The sequence below is a fragment of the Oceanobacillus sp. FSL W8-0428 genome (assembly GCF_038004405.1).
In the GTDB taxonomy this organism is placed as follows: domain Bacteria; phylum Bacillota; class Bacilli; order Bacillales; family Amphibacillaceae; genus Oceanobacillus; species Oceanobacillus sojae.
The window spans coordinates 4,789,782-4,806,748 of record NZ_JBBORB010000001.1 but is presented as its reverse complement, the minus strand read 5'-3'; the positions used below and the strand labels follow the sequence as shown (position 1 = coordinate 4,806,748).

Sequence of the window (16,967 nt, the reverse complement as noted above, 5' to 3'; positions counted from 1 at the left end):
TAGGAAACTATTTTATGAGAGGATGGTTTAAATGAAAAGGAAGCTGGTTGTACTGCTTAGCGCTTTTCTTTTATTGATGATATTAGCGGCTTGTCAAAGTGAGGAAGCTGATGGAGATAGCGATGAAGTAACTTTAGAATTATGGAATAATCTTGCGTCTGGATCTACTTTTTTTCCAAAATTAATTGAAGAATTTGAGGCAGAGAATCCAGATATTAAAATCGAATTGAATAATGTAAATGTAGAATCAAGTGATGCAGAGTATCAAGCGGCAATATCTGATAATAGTTTACCTGATATGTTTATTACGGATGCATTTTCAATGAATGAACTGGTAGATTTAGATTTGGTTCACGAGCTGAACAGTGTATTTCCAGAGGAAGCACAAGAAGAATATACAGAAGGTGTTTTTGACGAAGGAAATACAAGAATTGGAGATAATATTTACTTATTCCCGATTTTCAAAGGCGGAACATATATGATGTATTACAACAAAGCAGTATTAGATGATTTAGGCATAGATACTGTTCCGGAAACATGGGATGAACTGCTTGCTGTAGGAAAAGAAGTATATGAAAAGTCAGACGGGAATACAGAAGGTTTGATATTCGGTGGGACTTCCGGCTGGTTAGTAGATGCTTTTGTCCAGCTTATGGCTACAGAGCTTTCTCCTGAGAGCAGAATGGACTATGTGAATGGCGAATACAGTTTTAATAACGAAGGTAATGTTGAAACAATTGAATTTCTTAAAGAAATGCTTGATGAACATGCACTCTCACAGCTCACATTAGAAACAAATTCTACAGTTGCCAGAGAATATTTTGCAGTAGGAAGAACAGCATTCCTTATCGACGGAAACTGGACTGGTCAATTACTGGAAGATGAGAATGAATTTAGTGACTGGGGTGTTGTCCAGCTTCCTACTAAAAATCCAGACGGCAAGCAATATGGTGAATTTGGCGTGTCCAGTAATGATGGTATGTTTGTATCTAATAACACCGAGCATTGGGATGAAGTAGAGAAGTTTTTAATATTTTTAAGGGATAATATGTATGAAGAATTAGTAAATGTAGGAGAGGCAACGATTGCTAAAGAATTTGATTTAGTAGATGGAGAAGCTCCATTTGAACAGATTGAGGATATTCAGGATATCTTTTCAACAATGAGTATTCAAGTTCCTAATCCGCTCGCGGTAAACCCGGAGGCACTGGACGTGCAATTAGAGGTGCTGAAAAATGGACCGGATTCATCGCCAGGAGAAATTCTAATGGGTTATTTAACAGGACAGGTATCTGATTTAGAAGGAGAGCTGGAGGCCTATGAATCTGCCTATAATAAAGCCTTTGATGATGCATTAGAGGCACATGAAAGTGTGACACGGGAAGTTTTCCAATTCCCTGATTGGGTACCTTATGAGCCGTATACAGAGGAAGATCATCAGTAAAATAAACCTTACTCTGAACAAATTTCTATTATGGATATATATTAATGCAGAACATCCTCTATTAGATGAAATGAATGGAAGGAAAGCGCAGAGCTGATTGTCATTTTATCATAATGGTTTTGAACTTAAGGTATGGAAATAATGAGGGAGGCTTCTACAAAAAAAGACATTACAATGTAGAGGCTTACCTCATTTAATCTTTCGAGATAGGAGAATCTTCCATGGCAAAGAAAATAAAAAGCAGTAATGGAATTAGTAAATATAATAGAAATAAATATATTTGGGCTTATATTTTTATACTTCCCCAAATCATAGTGTTTTTTGGTTTCTCACTTTATCCAATCGTTATGAGCTATGTGTATTCCTTTTATGATTGGTCAGGAATTGGCCCATTAACCAATTTTGTTGGGCTGAAGAATTATACGAGAATACTTACTGAATCAAGCTTTTGGAATGCATTTGGAAATACCTTTGTTTATACAGCTGGATTTACAGTTGTTTCGATTTCCATTGCTTTAATACTGGCACTAGTATTAAATAATCCAAATTTAAAAGGAAGAGGCATATATCGGACAGTTTATTTCCTGCCAGTGGTTACTACAATGGCGATTATCGGGATTGTTATGCAGAATATCTTCGGAACACAGGGGTTCTTTAATGAGTTTCTTAAAGCAATTGGTCTAATTGATCAATCTATTTCATGGTTGTCTAATCCAGTCTTGGCTATGATTCTTTTGATTATTATTGGTTCATGGAAGGAAATTGGAATAACAATGATTTATTGGCTGACCGGCTTACAGATGATACCAAGAGAAGTGTATGAAGCGGCAAAAATCGATGGTGCCGGATCCTGGCAGACATTGCGATACATAACACTGCCATTGCTTAAACCAATTGGTGCCACGATCTTACTTTTGACAGTTGTCAGCAGCATGAGAGTTTTTGATTTAGTAAAAACACTGACAGAAGGTGGTCCATATTTTGCGACGGAGACACTTGAATTATACATTTACCGTTTTGCATTTGCACCAGATGGCCCATCGCAGGTAGGATTCGCATCTGCGGCAGGAGTTATTTTAGGACTGACTGTATTTATCATCAGTTTAATTCTGGGATGGGTTGTTTATAAAGTAAGTGGTCAGAAGAGAAAACCGCTTGGTGGGGGGATTAAATAAAATGAAAAATCGCACTGCTATGTTTATGACACATACCCTTTTAATAGTTTTTGGGATTATTTGGATTTATCCGTTTATATGGATGATTTCATCGTCATTCAAAACAAATAGTACATTTCTGACCTCGGGAATCAACCCGCTTCCAGAGAATATACATTGGGATAACTATATCCGTGCTTGGGAAGTAGCTAACTTTTCAGGATACTTTTTGAACTCAGTCATTATCACACTATCAACAGTATTAATTGTCATCACGCTTAGCTGTTTAACCGGATATGCTCTTGGCAGAGTAAAGTTCCCAGGAAGAAAAGTTATTATTACAGTTGTTGTAGCTTTAATGTTCATCCCATCCGGATATACGATTATCCCACTCTATGAATTAATGAAAATGCTTGGGCTATCCGATTCCTTATTTGGTGTAATATTAGCTGAATCAAGTGGTGCTCATATTTTATTTATATTATTATTTGCTGCCTTTTTCTCAAGGGTGCCTCAAGAAGTGGAAGACTCTGCGGCTATTGATGGAGCTGGATTTTTTAGAACCTTTGCAAAAATTGTTCTGCCGACTGCCAAGCCGGTTATAGCTACAGCAGCAATCATGCAATTTATCTGGACTTGGAGTTCATTCTTAGTCCCGCTTGTACTAACATTAAATAGTCCAGAATTGAGAACGCTTGCAGTGGGAATGCTCTCATTTGTGGGAAGATACCAAACGGATTGGACAGGAATGGCAGCAGGAGCAAGTATATCCTTAGTACCTGTAATTTTAATATTTATTGTGATGCAGCGCTACTTTATTGAAGGTATATCTGGTTCTGTGAAATAGTGGTAGAAGCTTTCACCGGTAATTAGAATACTGATTTTCCTATATCAGCCGGAAGTGAAGTCTTTCTATTATTACTTACTAATCAAAAATGTTTAGATATCAGCAAAATGATTGGAGGAGAGGACGGTAATGGCCTTTGATATAAAGAACATTCCATTTAGCAGATATGGATCTTTTTTATCTGTATCATATTTAAAGAAGAGAAAAGGTTTAGAGGAAGGATTATATTTAAGGAATATCCGAGGTGGAGACGATAATGACGGAGCTGTTTTTAAAATAGATGTATTGGCAGAGAATGAGGTTGTTCCATTTGAAAGTGTGCTGGAGCCAACTTCCTTAGAGCTCGTTTCCGAGCATGGTTCGGTAAAATTGGTTATGGGGGATGTAGATAATGTTTGTCTTTCCTCTGAAAATGTAGGTATTCGGTTTACTTTAGTCAGACATGCCTATGATAATGCTTTTTCACGATCAGATAAGAGCTGGCAAATTAATGTTTTCTCTAAGAAAATAAACTTTATGACGACTGTTTTGGAGGGGGATTTAACAGTTGATGCTCCATGGAATGTAAATGGCTGTGAAAAAGTAATTATTGATTTCCTGCCATCGGCAAAAACAAATAAAATGAATGGAATTTTAGAGGAATTTACAATAACTTATAAAAATAAAGAATTCGAACAAGATTTTGAAGTCTGTCATAAAAAGGTGAAAGAGTCGTTTCAATCTTGGCAAGAAAAGGTATTGTCAACACCTAAAGAATATGAGAAAGGTACAAAACAAGCAGCATATATTACCTGGTCCAGTATGGTAAGAGAAGAAGGAAAGCTTATTCGTCCTGCAATGTATATGTCGAAAAATTGGATGACGAATATTTGGAGCTGGGATCATTGCTTTAATGCAATGGCATTGTTAAAACATCAGCCTGAATTAGCCTGGGATCAGCTGATGATTTTCTTTGAAAATCAAGACAGCACCGGGATGCTGCCAGATTTTATAAATGATGAATTCGCTTATTGGAATTGCACAAAGCCGCCTATTCACGGCTGGACAGTATTATGGATGCTGGATAGGTCAGAAAGTATATCAAATAATCATTTGGAAGAAATTTATACCCCGCTTTCGAAATGGACAAACTGGTATTTTAAATACAGAGATTATAATAAGAATGGTTTTCCTGAGTATCATCATGGAAACGATAGCGGTTGGGATAATAGTACAGTCTTTAGTGAAGGTATTCCTATAGAAAGTCCGGATCTATGTGCTTTCTTAGTCTTACAAATGGAAGCATTAGAAAAAATAGCTGTCAGACTCGAAAAAGATAATGAAGCTGAGGTATGGAAGCAAAAACAAGAAAGCTTGTTAGAAGCATTTCTGGATTACTTCTGGAAAGAAGACTATTTTACGGCATATGTAGCTGATCAGCAGGTGAAAACTGGAGATAGTTTATTGCTATTTATGCCAATTGTACTTGGAAAGCGGCTGCCAAAAGATATTTTAAACAACCTTGTTGAGGGATTGAAGGATGAATCAAGGTTTTTAACAGATAATGGATTAGCTACTGAAAGTGTATCAAGCACTTATTATGAGTCAGATGGTTATTGGAGAGGACCTATTTGGGCCCCTTCTACGATGCTGATTATTGATGGCTTATATAGAGCTGGAGAAGTGGGCTTTGCCAGTGAGCTTTCTAAGCGCTTTTGTAATATGGCGAATAAAAATGGAATGGCAGAAAACTTTGATGCTATTACAGGAGAAGGATTAAGAGACAGGGCTTTTACATGGACCTCCAGTGTCTTTTTAATTTTAGCAAATGCATATGTTTAAAAATAAATAGTTAAGAAACTTACGATTACAAGTAAGGGAGAGAATAATATGCGCGATTATAAAACTTGGGAAGATATATCAATAACCGATATCAATCGCAGGAAGCCGAGAGCTTATTTTAAATCATTTCCGACAAAGGAAGCTGCAATAGCAGGAAATAATAGAGGGCCCCATCATTTTAAAAGTCTAAATGGCTCATGGTATTTTCAATTTTTAAATGCACCAGAATATGCAGAGACGGGGATAGAGCAGCCAGATTATGATATCAGCAGCTGGGAGAAGTTAGTTGTGCCGGGCAATTGGCAAATGAACGGATATGGGAGTATGCATTATTCTGATTTGTGGTATAACTTCCCTATCAGACCGCCTTATGTACCGTCAGATAATCCAACGGGGATTTATAAGCGGAAATTTATTATAGAGGAAGCATGGTTTTCTCAAGATATTATTCTACGTTTTCACGGTGTGGATTCGGCTTTTCATGTTTGGGTTAATGGTAAAGAGGTTGGCTATAGTAAAGGGGCAAGAATAACGAGTGAATTTGATATTACATCTTATCTGCATAAGGGAGAGAACGATATTACAGTTCGTGTCTATCAATGGTCTGATGGAACATATTTAGAAGATCAGGATATGTGGTGGTTGAGCGGTATATTTCGTGATGTGGAAATTTATACGCAGCCTTGCAGCGGATTAGAGGATATAAAGATAGATACATATCTTAATAACCAGTATAAGGATGGCAAATTAAAGCTTTCAGGAGAATTAAGAACAGACAGAGGTCCATTAAGGCTTGTTTATGAATTATATGACAGGAATAAAAAACAAATTTTGCGGGGAGAAAAAGAGGCAGAGAAATCATTCTCCATTTCTGAAGCGATAGATGGTATCACTCTATGGAGCGCAGAGAATCCTTATCTGTACCAGCTTATTCTATTCGTTTATCGAGGGGAAGAATTAATAGAGGTTATCCCAAATCAAGTAGGCTTTCGTGAAATTGAATTAAAAGGGAATGTGTTTACTGTGAATGGGGTGGCTATTAAACTCAAAGGAGTAAACCGGCATGACTTTCACCCGAAAACTGGCAGAGCTGTTACAGAGGAGGATATGAGAAAGGATATCCTTTTAATGAAGCAGCACAATATTAATGCCGTCCGCACTGCTCATTACCCAAACGCACCATATTTCTATGATCTATGTGATAAGTATGGAATGTATGTTATTGATGAAGCAGATATTGAGTGCCACGGGTTTGAATTAACAAATCGTTATAATTGGATTGCTGAGGACCCGGTATGGCAAAAAGTAATGGCGGATAGAGTTGCCAGAATGATAGAAAGAGATAAAAACCATCCTTGTATCCTGATGTGGTCACTTGGCAATGAATCCAGCTTTGGTGAAAATTTTAGAAAGCTGGCAGCTGTTTGCAGGGAAAAGGACCCAACGCGGCTGGTTCATTATGAAGGGGACCGTGAAGCAGAAGTAACAGATGTTTATTCCACCATGTATACTTGGCTGGAAGCTCCAAATAGCAAGAGAAAAACAATGGAAGACATTATTGAAACAACGAAAAAACCACATATTCACTGTGAATATGGACATGCGATGGGAAATGGCCCGGGGGGATTAAAAGAGTATCAGGACTTAATTTATGCACATGATCATTTGCAAGGGGGCTTTATTTGGGAGTGGTGTGATCATGGAATTGAAAGCACGGATGAAAATGGAACGGTTTACTATCGCTATGGCGGAGATTTTAAAGATGATCCGACAAATGGGAACTTTTGTATCGATGGGCTTGTTATGCCTGATCGGAGGCCATCTCCGGCTTTAAAAGAATATAAGAAGATTATTGAACCCGTTCATACACAAGCACTCGATTTGGGTAAAGGCATACTGGAAGTAGAAAACAAATATGATTTTATTTCATTACAGGAATTGGTGTTATATTATACGATTCAAAAAGAAGATGAAATTATTACCTCTGGAAGTAAGCAATTAACAGACATTCCTGCCAGACAGAAGAGAAATATTATATTAGATTATGATCTGGATTTTTATATAGAGCCTGGCTCTGATTACTATCTAAATATTTCTTATAAAACGGATAAAAATGTATCTTGGGCTGCTGAAGGTTATGAATTAGCAAATGCACAGTTTCTGATGCCATTAAAAAAAGAAGTGCAGCCAAAATCACCGAAAGAAGTAATTTCCATGGAAGAAAAGAGCTTTGAACTCGTTGTTCGCGGTAATGATTTTGAAATCATTTTTGATCGTGTGAATGGAAAAATGCTGTCTTGGAAAAAGGATAATAAATCGCTGATTCAATCGGGACCGGTATTGCAGTTTTGGCGGGCACCGATTGATAATGATATGTATCTGCTGCATGATTATAAAGAAAAATATTTTATGCATCTCTGGCACGAAATGGTGGATGAGGTCTCTTATAGCAAAGAAGAAAACTATGTTCATATCCGCGTTTTAACGGTTAATGGTACAACCAATTCAGCCTGGTATTATCAATGTGAATACAGCTATAAAATATTTGGGAACGGAGATGTTCTCTTCCAAGTACAGGGAACCCCAGCCGGCATGATAGAAAATGCTCCGGAAATGATTCCGAGAATCGGTGTGGAATTACAGCTGAATAAAGAAATGGAGCATGTGAAATGGTATGGCCGCGGTGAAGGGGAAAGCTATGTCGACTCTAAACAGGCAAATCTATTTGGCGTGTATCAATCAACAGTAGACGACATGTTCACAAATTACGTAAAGCCACAGGAAAATGGAAATCATACAGACACGACCTGGATGAGGTTATCCGACAAGCAGGGAACTGCCTTTATGGCATCAGCAGTTGAAGAAAAATTTGATTTTGGAGCAAGCTTTTATGATATAGAAGATTTAGAAACAGCTAAACATACCATTGATTTACAAAAAAGTGACTATATTCATTTACATCTGGATTATAAGCAAAATGGGCTGGGCTCTAATTCTTGCGGACAAAATCAATTGAAAAAATACCGCTGTACATTTGAACCTTTTACATTAAAGCTGAAGCTGTCAGTCTATCAGCAATCGGAAATTACGGATATATGGAAGGGAAAAGAAAAAATAATCGATAAATAGCGTTCCAGGGGGCTTGGTGCTCCCTTTTCTGATAAATACCCTCTTTTAGGAAAAAGTATAAGCACTAACAAACGTTTCGTGATGTAAAACAGATACAATATGCTATAATGCAAATAAACTTAGCATGTTATTAACATTTTTTGTTGAACAATAAATGAAAATGATTATTCCTGGAAGGAGTAATTACAGTATAATAAAAATATAACAAATTAAAATCTCGTAATCATAGTTAGACGGATTAAGATTCTACGAAAAACTACAAAAGAAGGAAGAAAAGAAGTTTCATTTCACGGTGGAGGAATTTATATGCAGCGAGGAACCTTTAAATTAATGAAGTCCGTAAATAAATCATTAGTGCTTAATAAAATTCGCAAAGATGGTCCTATTTCCAGAGCACAAATTGCAAAAGAATCAAAATTAACCCCCCCAACTGTGAGCAGCTTTGTAAAGGAATTATTAGAAGAAGGTCTGGTAAAGGAAAAAGATTTAGGAAAATCTAATGGCGGACGTAAACCAACAATGCTGGAAATCAATTATCATCATTTCTATATAATTGGTGTAGATTCCGGTTCAAGCAGAGTTGATGTAATATTATCAGATTTATCTGGAACAATCTATGAACGTATCAGCACGCTATTTCCAAAGGATATGTCTAAAGAGCGGTTTTTAGATATACTATCCACTGGAATCCGTGATATTTTATCAAAGATACATCAGCCTGAAAAGGTGCTTGGTATCGGTGTTGCCATGCATGGTGTTGTACAGGTAGAGACAGGAACTTCTTTAATTGCCCCTTCGTTAGGGTTAGAAAACATACCAATTAAAGAAACATTAGAGAAAGAATTTAATCTGGAAGTATATGTTGAAAATGATGCAAGGGCAATGGCTCTGGGAGAATCATGGTTTGGAGAATACGGGGAGCAGGACAGTATGATGACTGTTAATATCGGAAATGGTGTCGGCTCTGGTCTTGTGGTTGATGGAAGCCTTTATCATGGAGCGCAGGATATAGCCGGTGAGATTGGCCATATGATGATTGATATACATGGGGAGGTTTGTGAATGCGGGAATAAAGGCTGTCTGCAGACATTTATTTCTGGATCATCTATAGCAAGAAGAGCAAATAAATTAAGTGAAGAGTATTATGATTCTGGAAAGGATGTATATGAAGCAGTACAGAATGGGAATACATCTTTAAAAGAGGTTTTTGAAGAGACTGGAAAGCTTATAGGCATAGGAATAACCAATCTCATTCATGTGGTTAATCCAAAGCTGATTGTGCTTGGTGGTGGTGTAATGAATGCTGAGGAAATGCTTCTTCCGACAGTACATAAAACCATTGCTCAACATGCTTTAACACCAGAAGCTAAAGAAACAAAGGTAGTTGTCAGTAAATTAGGCAAGGATGCTGCGCTGTTAGGGGCAACAGCTCTTGTTTTAGTAGAGATTTTCAATTAAATAGACTGAAGATGTAAAACAGGACATTCTTTCTATAGATAAGATGTCCTGTTTCTTATATTATAAGAAGACTAGCTTGTGCCAAATCTGAAGGTAGTTGTTTTATCATAACGCTCTCCTGCCTGCAGAATCATAGAGGGAAGACGGTCTTGATAAAGTGCTAATGGTGTATTTGCCGTTTCAAAACAAACACCATAATGAGCAGGCAAAGATCCATGCTCCAATACATATCCTTGGGAGCCTTGATTAGCAGTGTACATAACCATGCCCGGCTGGTTCGTTTCTATAGATAAGGTTCTCCCACTTGATTGTTCATAAACATCGATATAACTTTTTTTATTTTCAAATACAAAGTAATGATCATAGCCGTCAGCCAGAGCTAATTGTTTTATGTCAGGTAAGGATTTTAATCCCTTCCCCAGTAAAGCCCCGGAACGGAAATCAAATGCTGTATCAGTTACATCGATGAGATGACCTGATGGTAATAAGTTGTTATCCAATTCTAAAATGGTGCTGCCAGGCATGGTGATATGATGCTGGTAAATAGAATTTTTCATATTTCCAGTTAAATTAAAATAAGTGTGGTTTGTTAATGAAAGTGTGGTTGCTGCATCTGGGATAGCATGATAATGTATAGAAAATTCATTTTTACTGGTAAGGCGATAGGTAATAGATACATTTAGACAGCCTGGATAGCTGCCTGCAGATGCTATATCTTTTGTTGTTAATTGTAATACTGCTGTTGATTCTGTTTTTTTTATTTGCGTATCCCACAGAATTTGATGAAAGCCGCCTGATCCGCCGTGTAAATGACTTGTACCTTCATTTTGTTCCAACTGATAAGCTTGCTGATTTATCTTGAACTGGCCATCAGGTATTCGTCCGGCAACCCTTCCAATTAAAGCTCCTAAATACAACGGGTTTTTTTCATAGTTATGATAATCTTTAAAAGTCCAAACAATATTTTCTGCATTCCCACTTCGGTCTGGTGTAGACAGCCTTGTGATAATCCCACCATAATTGAGTATGCTGATTTCAATGATGTTATTTGTTAATGTGAATTCTTTCCATCCATTGACAACTTCTTTTACATGTATGTCCATGCTTTCACCTTCTTTTCGATAAGCAACGTCAATTTATTTAGCTAATTTATTACAATAACTAAAATAATTAATTTAATTAATTAACTTATTGATAATATTCTAACTTTTTAAGGCGTCTTTGGCAATAGGGAATAAGCATAAATTAGATAAATGATGCAATAGGTGTACTTCCAAAATTACATAAAAATGGTTTATTTTATCAGGATGAAAATCAATACATCCAGTATGAAGTTTGTTAACTTTCAACTAGTCTACAATATGATATTATAAAGATATAGAAAGAAGGTGTACTTGGTGGTATTAGTTATTCTTATTTGTTTTGCTGTCGCTATGCTGGCGGCGTTTGTTGGAAGTCTGGCAGGACTCGGAGGCGGAGTCGTATTAATTCCATTACTATTCCTTGCCAGCGGTAATATAGAAGGCTTTGAGTGGGTGACACCTCAAACAGTCGTAGCAATGTCGCTGCTGGTTATGTTTTTTACAGGTATATCTTCTGCTTTATCCTTTGCAAAGACAAAACGGATTGATTATAAAGCAGGCGGACTGTTTTTAATCGGCAGTATTCCAGGGAGTATGTGCGGAGCCTGGTTTAATCAATTTGTTCAGGCAAATACATTTTATATTTATTTTGGTATTTTAATCATTATTATTGCCGCAATTCTTTTTTACAGACAGTTAAAAGGAATTAAGCCGCGAAAAGTAGATGAATCTGAAAAAGGATCACGCCAGACGAAAATAGGAGCAGAAATATATACATATAAAATTCAAATAGTACCTGCTATTGTCATTGCGTTCTTTGTCGGGATGCTGTCAGGCTTTTTTGGTATAGGCGGAGGAGCAATTATGGTTCCAGTTATGCTGCTTGTATTTGGTTTTCCTGCACATATTGCAACAGCTACCTCTATGTTTATGATTATTTTCGTCAGCTTATTTGGAAGCATAACGCATGTTGCCCTCGGCAATATTGAGTGGGCCTATGTACTTTTCTTCATTCCTGGAGCATGGATTGGCGGTAAGCTGGGTGCATTTACAAACCAAAAGATTTCAAGCTCGTTATTGGAGCTGTTTTTAAGAATCTTATTGATTATAATGGGAATTCGGATGATTTTACAAGGTATCGGTTAGGGGCGGGTGAAGTATGTCTGAAGAAAAAATTTATTTTTACTATACAAACGATTTGCATAGTAATTTTGAACAGTGGCCAAGAGTAACAGCATTTTTAAAAGAGAAGCAAGACTTAAGAAAGCAAAATAAAGAAGCTTACTTTACGATGGATGTAGGAGATCATGTGGATCGGTCCCATCCTATTACAGAAGCCTCAAGTGGTCTGGCCAATGTAGAGTTATTAAATGAAGCAGGCTATGATATCGTGACGATTGGAAATAATGAGGGTATCACATTGTCCCATCAAGAATTATATCAATTATATGATAAGGCGGATTTTCAAGTTGTGTGCAGTAATTTATTTAGTATGGATGAGTTTACACCATTTTGGTTAAAACGTACGCATACATTTACAACAGAAAGCGGTATACGGATAGGAGTATTAGGCTTAACGGCTCCGTTTAATGCTTTTTATAATCTGCTTGACTGGAATGTAGAAAATGAATTTGACATTATTGAAAGCTATATAGAAGAATTAGCCAGAGAAACAGATATGATTATTCTGCTTTCACATTTAGGAATTTCAGTGGACCAGGAAATTTCGAGGAGATATCCGGATATTGATGTTATTATTGGCGGACATACGCATCACTTATTAGAAGAAGGTGAAGTGGTAAATCAGACCCTGATAACTGCAGCTGGGAAGCATTGTTACTATATGGGTGAAGTAGAGGTTATCTGGGATCATGAAAAGAAGCAGATTATCTCTAAAGAAGCGGATGCAGTAAGTTTAATAGACAGCGTAAAGGATTTGAAGACTGAAGAGCATCTGCAGCAATTATTGCAGCAGGCAAATCATTATTTGGATCAGGTAGTAGCAGTTGTGGAAGAGCCTCTTGAGGTAAAATGGTTTGGAGAAACGCCAATTATCCAATCTTTGACAAAAGTACTCAAAAGATGGACCAATGCAGATATCGCAATGCTGAATGCTGGGGTATTATTAGATTCACTGCCGGCTGGAGCAATTACAAAAGGAGATCTTCACCGGATTTGTCCGCATCCGATTAATCCTGTCCTTGTTGATTTAAGAGGAGATGAAATTGTAGAGACAGTCAGAGCATCGCTTTCTACCTCTTTTACAGAACTGAAATTAAAAGGATTTGGCTTTCGGGGAGAAATTTTAGGTAAAATGATTTTCTCTGGGATCAGGGTAGAGACAGCTTTTCATCGTAATGGTGATATTTATGTAAAGCAGGTTTATACAGAAAATGGTTACCCGATTAATCCAGATAAAACTTACTATGTTGCTACTGCGGATGTATTTACCCTTGGCCAGCTGCTACCGGAAATTGCCCGTTCTGCGAAAAAACAATATTTTGTACCAGAGTTTTTACGTGATCTATTAGCCTATGCTGTAAAGCAGTCTTAGACACTGTCACTTCCACTTGTGACGTTATCCCCCTTCTCTGCATACACTTATCACGAGAGAATAACAGAGGGGGGCTTTTTTTATGATTACGGTAGAACCTCTTGAGGTGGATGGAATTATTTTTACAGCAGTAAGTGTTGAGCTGCCAAAAACAACCTTATTAACGATTAGTAATGATATAGGGTACATTATGTGTGCAGCACTGGATGTTGATATTTTCAATGAAATACCTAAGCTGAAAGAAAGAAATGTCATTGCCGGCCGCGCAATGGGAGTAAGAACCATTGATCAATTGTTGAATGCGCCATTACAAAAGATTACAGATGCCTCTAAGGAGCATGGCTGGGAAGTAGGAATGACCGGAAAGGAAGCACTGCTTAAAATATCATAATATGTTTAAAGACAAAGAAAACACTTCTTTTATTCATGCTGCTTTAGTATGAAATGAAAGAAGTGTTTTTTATATTTCAATATCATGAAATGGTGTTTGTGTGTCCTCTTCTAATATTCTGAATGAGAAAAAATATTGCGTATATGTTAATCCGCTTTACATTGTTCTAATTCACTTCAACAGATGCATAAATTATAAAGGAGGGGGGTTGTTTCGTTGAGGTTTAAAAAACGGTATCGATATCGGCCAAGAAGAAAAAGAAGAATGCCTCCATCCCGGCGCTCCATTCTGATGCTGACATTTATCTTGTTTTTTGCAGCGGTTGGTTTCAGCTTTTACTTGATTAATGTTAAAATTGAACCGATTATTATTGATATTGCTAAACGAAAAGCAGATGAATTTGCAACAAGAGCGATTAATTCTGCTGTTAATTATGTAGAGGATTATGGATTTGAAGATATGGTTACAATCACATATGATAATGAAGGAAATTTTGTAACATATAACTGGAACCCGGCAGTCATCGGTGAAGTTAACAGAGTAGCTACAGACCGGGTTGAAGAATTTTTTACTTATGTAAATCGTGGAGAGCAGCTTGAATTTGAACATAATCTGCATGAACCAGATGACTATGAGGGTGGTGCAGAAGGAAGGGCTCAAGTAGATCCTACTTTGATTGAGATTCCTTTAGGGCAAATAACAGGGAATTCTGTATTAGCTAATTTAGGCCCAAAAATCCCAATTAATATGGAGGTTGTCGGAGCTGTACGGACGAATATTGTAGACAAAAAAGAAGAGTTTGGTATTAATGGAGCTTGGGTCTCTTTGTATATTAATGTAGAAGCTGATGTACAGATTATTGTGCCATTTACTTCAGAAGTAAGAACAGTACATACTGAACTTTATTTGGACGGAGGAGCAATTATGGGCAAAGTACCCGATTTTTATGGAGGAGATGGGAATGTTCCGAATATTGCCATTCCGAAAGATGATTTGCAGAAGGATTAAAGATGTAGTATAGTACAGTTTAGTTGAATAAAAACCTTATCAGATCGGTGAGGTAGAGGCGCAAATTATATAAGTATCCGGCAGGAGAATGACAACTGTGATTGCCGGAGAAAGGATAGTTTGCCGAAGTATATAAAGGGGTCGTACTTTATATTGCTGGCATATTACTGAAAAAGTACTATGCTGTCATGTAATAATTTACATGGAGAACTACTGATCGAAATGGAGGATAACGTGAATTGGTGAAACAATGGTAGGTTATTTTCTATCATTGTTTTTTTGCGTTCACAAGGAGATTTTCATCATTTTTTGCAGAAATTGCCTTGTCTGGTTTCCTTATTTCGAATCGGTTGTGAACGCGGGAGGAGATTATTAAATTGTTTTTATTCTCCGCGCGTCGTCAATCTAGCACAGGGATATTTATCCTGAGCCGGGAAATAAATAGATGGAGGTTTTAATATGGATGGTACATTTTGGTCGTTGATACCTGCAATTGTCATGCTGATATTAGTGGTGTTAACAAGAAAGGTTCTTATCTCAATAGGAACAGGGATTGTAGTAGGGGCATTATTATTAAGTAATTTTCATATAGGGGCAACATTAAAAGAAATATGGACTGTGTTCTATACTATTTTTTATGCAAATGGATCAATAGAAACCGGGAACCTATTATTAATTAGTTTTCTCCTTTTCTTAGGGGTGCTTACTGCATTTTTGCAGGCATCCGGCGGAGCAAAAGCTTTTGGGGACTGGATGCTGCAGCGTGTAAGGACACGTACCGGTGCAGAGCTGATGACTGCTGTTATTGGATTGATTATTTTTATAGACGATTATTTTAACAGCTTAGCAGTTGGACAAATTGCGAGACCTGTGACGGACAGACAAAATATTTCCCGTGCAAAACTGGCATACTATATCGATTCCAGTTCTGCTCCGGTTACAGTAATAGCACCAATATCAAGCTGGGGAGCCTATATTATTGGTATTTTAGGCAGTTTATTTGCAGTAAATGGTATTACAACAATTCAGCCGATTGAAGCATTTATACAAATGATACCTTTGAACTTTTATGCTATTGCTTCAATTATTTTAGTATTCATTGTAGCGTATTTTCATTTTGATATAGGTCCAATGTATACACATGAAAAAAGAGCAAGAGAAGAAGGAGAATTGCTTGATCCGAAAAGAAATCAAGTATCGGGAGATTTAGGCGATGTATTTGATCCGCATAGGGACGGGAAAGTTTTTCATCTAATTATTCCTATTATTGTATTATTTATTGTTACGGTGATTGCTATGATTGGAACAGGGGTAAGGGAAACAGAAGGCAGTGCATCCATCATAGACGCTTTTGCAAATACAGATGTCAATCTTTCCTTAATTATTGGCGGTGTCACAGCAGTTCTTACTTCAGTTATTTTTCATATGAAGCAGAGAAAACCTCGCTCAGATATGAGAAGAATTTTTGTAGAAGGCTTTAAAACAATGATTCCAGCAATTAATATTCTTATTCTTGCCTGGATGATCGGTTCTATTATTGGTGAATTAGGGACAGGGAGTTATTTAGCAGGCCTAGTAAATAACTCGTCTATTTCAGCAGATTATCTGCCGGCAATCTTATTTATTATTGCCGGATTAATGGCTTTAGCGACTGGATCATCATGGGGAACTTTTGGTATTATGCTTCCGATCGCGGCAGAAATTATGGCGAATACAGATATGGAATTATTTTTACCTGCCTTAGCGGCTGTGCTTGCTGGAGCAGTATTTGGAGATCATTGTTCACCGATTTCCGATACAACAGTTTTATCTGCAACTGGAGCAGGTGCACATCATATTGATCATGTTCTTACGCAGCTGCCGTATGCTTTCATTGCAGCATTTACAGCTTTAATCGGCTTCTTTGCTGTCGGACTTACCCATTCAACCTGGGTTGCTTTAGCTTTGACGGTTATTCTCTTGATAGGGATTGTCTGGTTTACACAGATATTATTTATTCAGAGAAAAAAGAAGGCATCTTAACGAAGGGCTTGGAATACATTTTAGTATTCCAAGCTTTTTGAATATCTTCTATTGTCA

At 37.1% G+C, this 16,967-nt stretch carries 12 protein-coding genes and 1 riboswitch; of the genes, 11 read left to right on the top strand and 1 reads right to left on the bottom strand.

Going from position 1 to position 16,967, the window contains the following annotated elements:
- Nucleotides 1-31: 31 nt before the first annotated feature.
- The 6 genes from MKY30_RS23120 to MKY30_RS23095 all read left to right on the top strand — a co-directional run bounded on the left by MKY30_RS23120 (nucleotide 32) and on the right by MKY30_RS23095 (nucleotide 9,853).
- The gene (locus MKY30_RS23120; RefSeq protein WP_341085494.1) at nucleotides 32-1,444 is read left to right on the top strand and encodes an ABC transporter substrate-binding protein; all 1,413 of its coding nucleotides are present in this window, start codon (nucleotides 32-34) and stop codon (nucleotides 1,442-1,444) included.
- 221 nt (nucleotides 1,445-1,665) lie between these two features.
- Nucleotides 1,666-2,619, top strand: a complete 954-nt coding sequence (locus tag MKY30_RS23115; protein ID WP_147211629.1) for a carbohydrate ABC transporter permease — start codon at nucleotides 1,666-1,668, stop codon at nucleotides 2,617-2,619.
- A 1-nt stretch (nucleotide 2,620) separates the two neighbouring features.
- A complete protein-coding gene (locus MKY30_RS23110; protein WP_156988549.1) occupies nucleotides 2,621-3,445 on the top strand; it encodes an ABC transporter permease subunit in 825 nt (274 codons plus the stop codon).
- Between the two features lie 129 nt (nucleotides 3,446-3,574).
- Entirely contained in the window at nucleotides 3,575-5,266 is a 1,692-nt protein-coding gene (locus MKY30_RS23105) for an amylo-alpha-1,6-glucosidase (protein WP_341085491.1), read from the top strand.
- Nucleotides 5,267-5,314: 48 nt separating this feature from the next.
- The gene (gene ebgA, locus MKY30_RS23100) at nucleotides 5,315-8,395 is read left to right on the top strand and encodes a beta-galactosidase subunit alpha (RefSeq protein ID WP_341085490.1); all 3,081 of its coding nucleotides are present in this window, start codon (nucleotides 5,315-5,317) and stop codon (nucleotides 8,393-8,395) included.
- A gap of 306 nt (nucleotides 8,396-8,701) precedes the next feature.
- Nucleotides 8,702-9,853, top strand: a complete 1,152-nt coding sequence (locus tag MKY30_RS23095; protein ID WP_147211625.1) for an ROK family transcriptional regulator — start codon at nucleotides 8,702-8,704, stop codon at nucleotides 9,851-9,853.
- Nucleotides 9,854-9,924: 71 nt separating this feature from the next.
- Here the strand turns inward: MKY30_RS23095 and MKY30_RS23090 are convergent, their stop codons facing one another.
- Entirely contained in the window at nucleotides 9,925-10,956 is a 1,032-nt protein-coding gene (locus MKY30_RS23090; protein WP_156988556.1) for an aldose epimerase family protein, read from the bottom strand.
- Between the two features lie 294 nt (nucleotides 10,957-11,250).
- Here MKY30_RS23090 and MKY30_RS23085 point away from each other — a divergent pair, with 294 nt between their 5' ends.
- The 5 genes from MKY30_RS23085 to MKY30_RS23065 all read left to right on the top strand — a co-directional run bounded on the left by MKY30_RS23085 (nucleotide 11,251) and on the right by MKY30_RS23065 (nucleotide 16,910).
- Nucleotides 11,251-12,081, top strand: a complete 831-nt coding sequence (locus MKY30_RS23085; protein ID WP_246145196.1) for a sulfite exporter TauE/SafE family protein — start codon at nucleotides 11,251-11,253, stop codon at nucleotides 12,079-12,081.
- Between the two features lie 13 nt (nucleotides 12,082-12,094).
- Nucleotides 12,095-13,489: a bifunctional metallophosphatase/5'-nucleotidase gene (locus tag MKY30_RS23080; RefSeq protein ID WP_147211623.1), complete on the top strand. Its 1,395-nt coding sequence runs from the start codon at nucleotides 12,095-12,097 to the stop codon at nucleotides 13,487-13,489.
- 82 nt (nucleotides 13,490-13,571) lie between these two features.
- Nucleotides 13,572-13,880, top strand: coding sequence for a YunC family protein (locus MKY30_RS23075; protein ID WP_077602119.1), 309 nt, complete (start codon nucleotides 13,572-13,574; stop codon nucleotides 13,878-13,880).
- A 216-nt stretch (nucleotides 13,881-14,096) separates the two neighbouring features.
- Nucleotides 14,097-14,888: a sporulation protein YunB gene (gene yunB / locus MKY30_RS23070; protein ID WP_246145195.1), complete on the top strand. Its 792-nt coding sequence runs from the start codon at nucleotides 14,097-14,099 to the stop codon at nucleotides 14,886-14,888.
- A 45-nt stretch (nucleotides 14,889-14,933) separates the two neighbouring features.
- A riboswitch (Lysine riboswitch) is annotated at nucleotides 14,934-15,109 on the top strand.
- 238 nt (nucleotides 15,110-15,347) lie between these two features.
- Nucleotides 15,348-16,910 carry a Na+/H+ antiporter NhaC family protein gene (locus MKY30_RS23065; protein WP_147211622.1) on the top strand — a complete coding sequence of 521 codons (1,563 nt, stop codon included), beginning with the start codon at nucleotides 15,348-15,350 and terminating at the stop codon, nucleotides 16,908-16,910.
- Nucleotides 16,911-16,967: the final 57 nt, after the last annotated feature.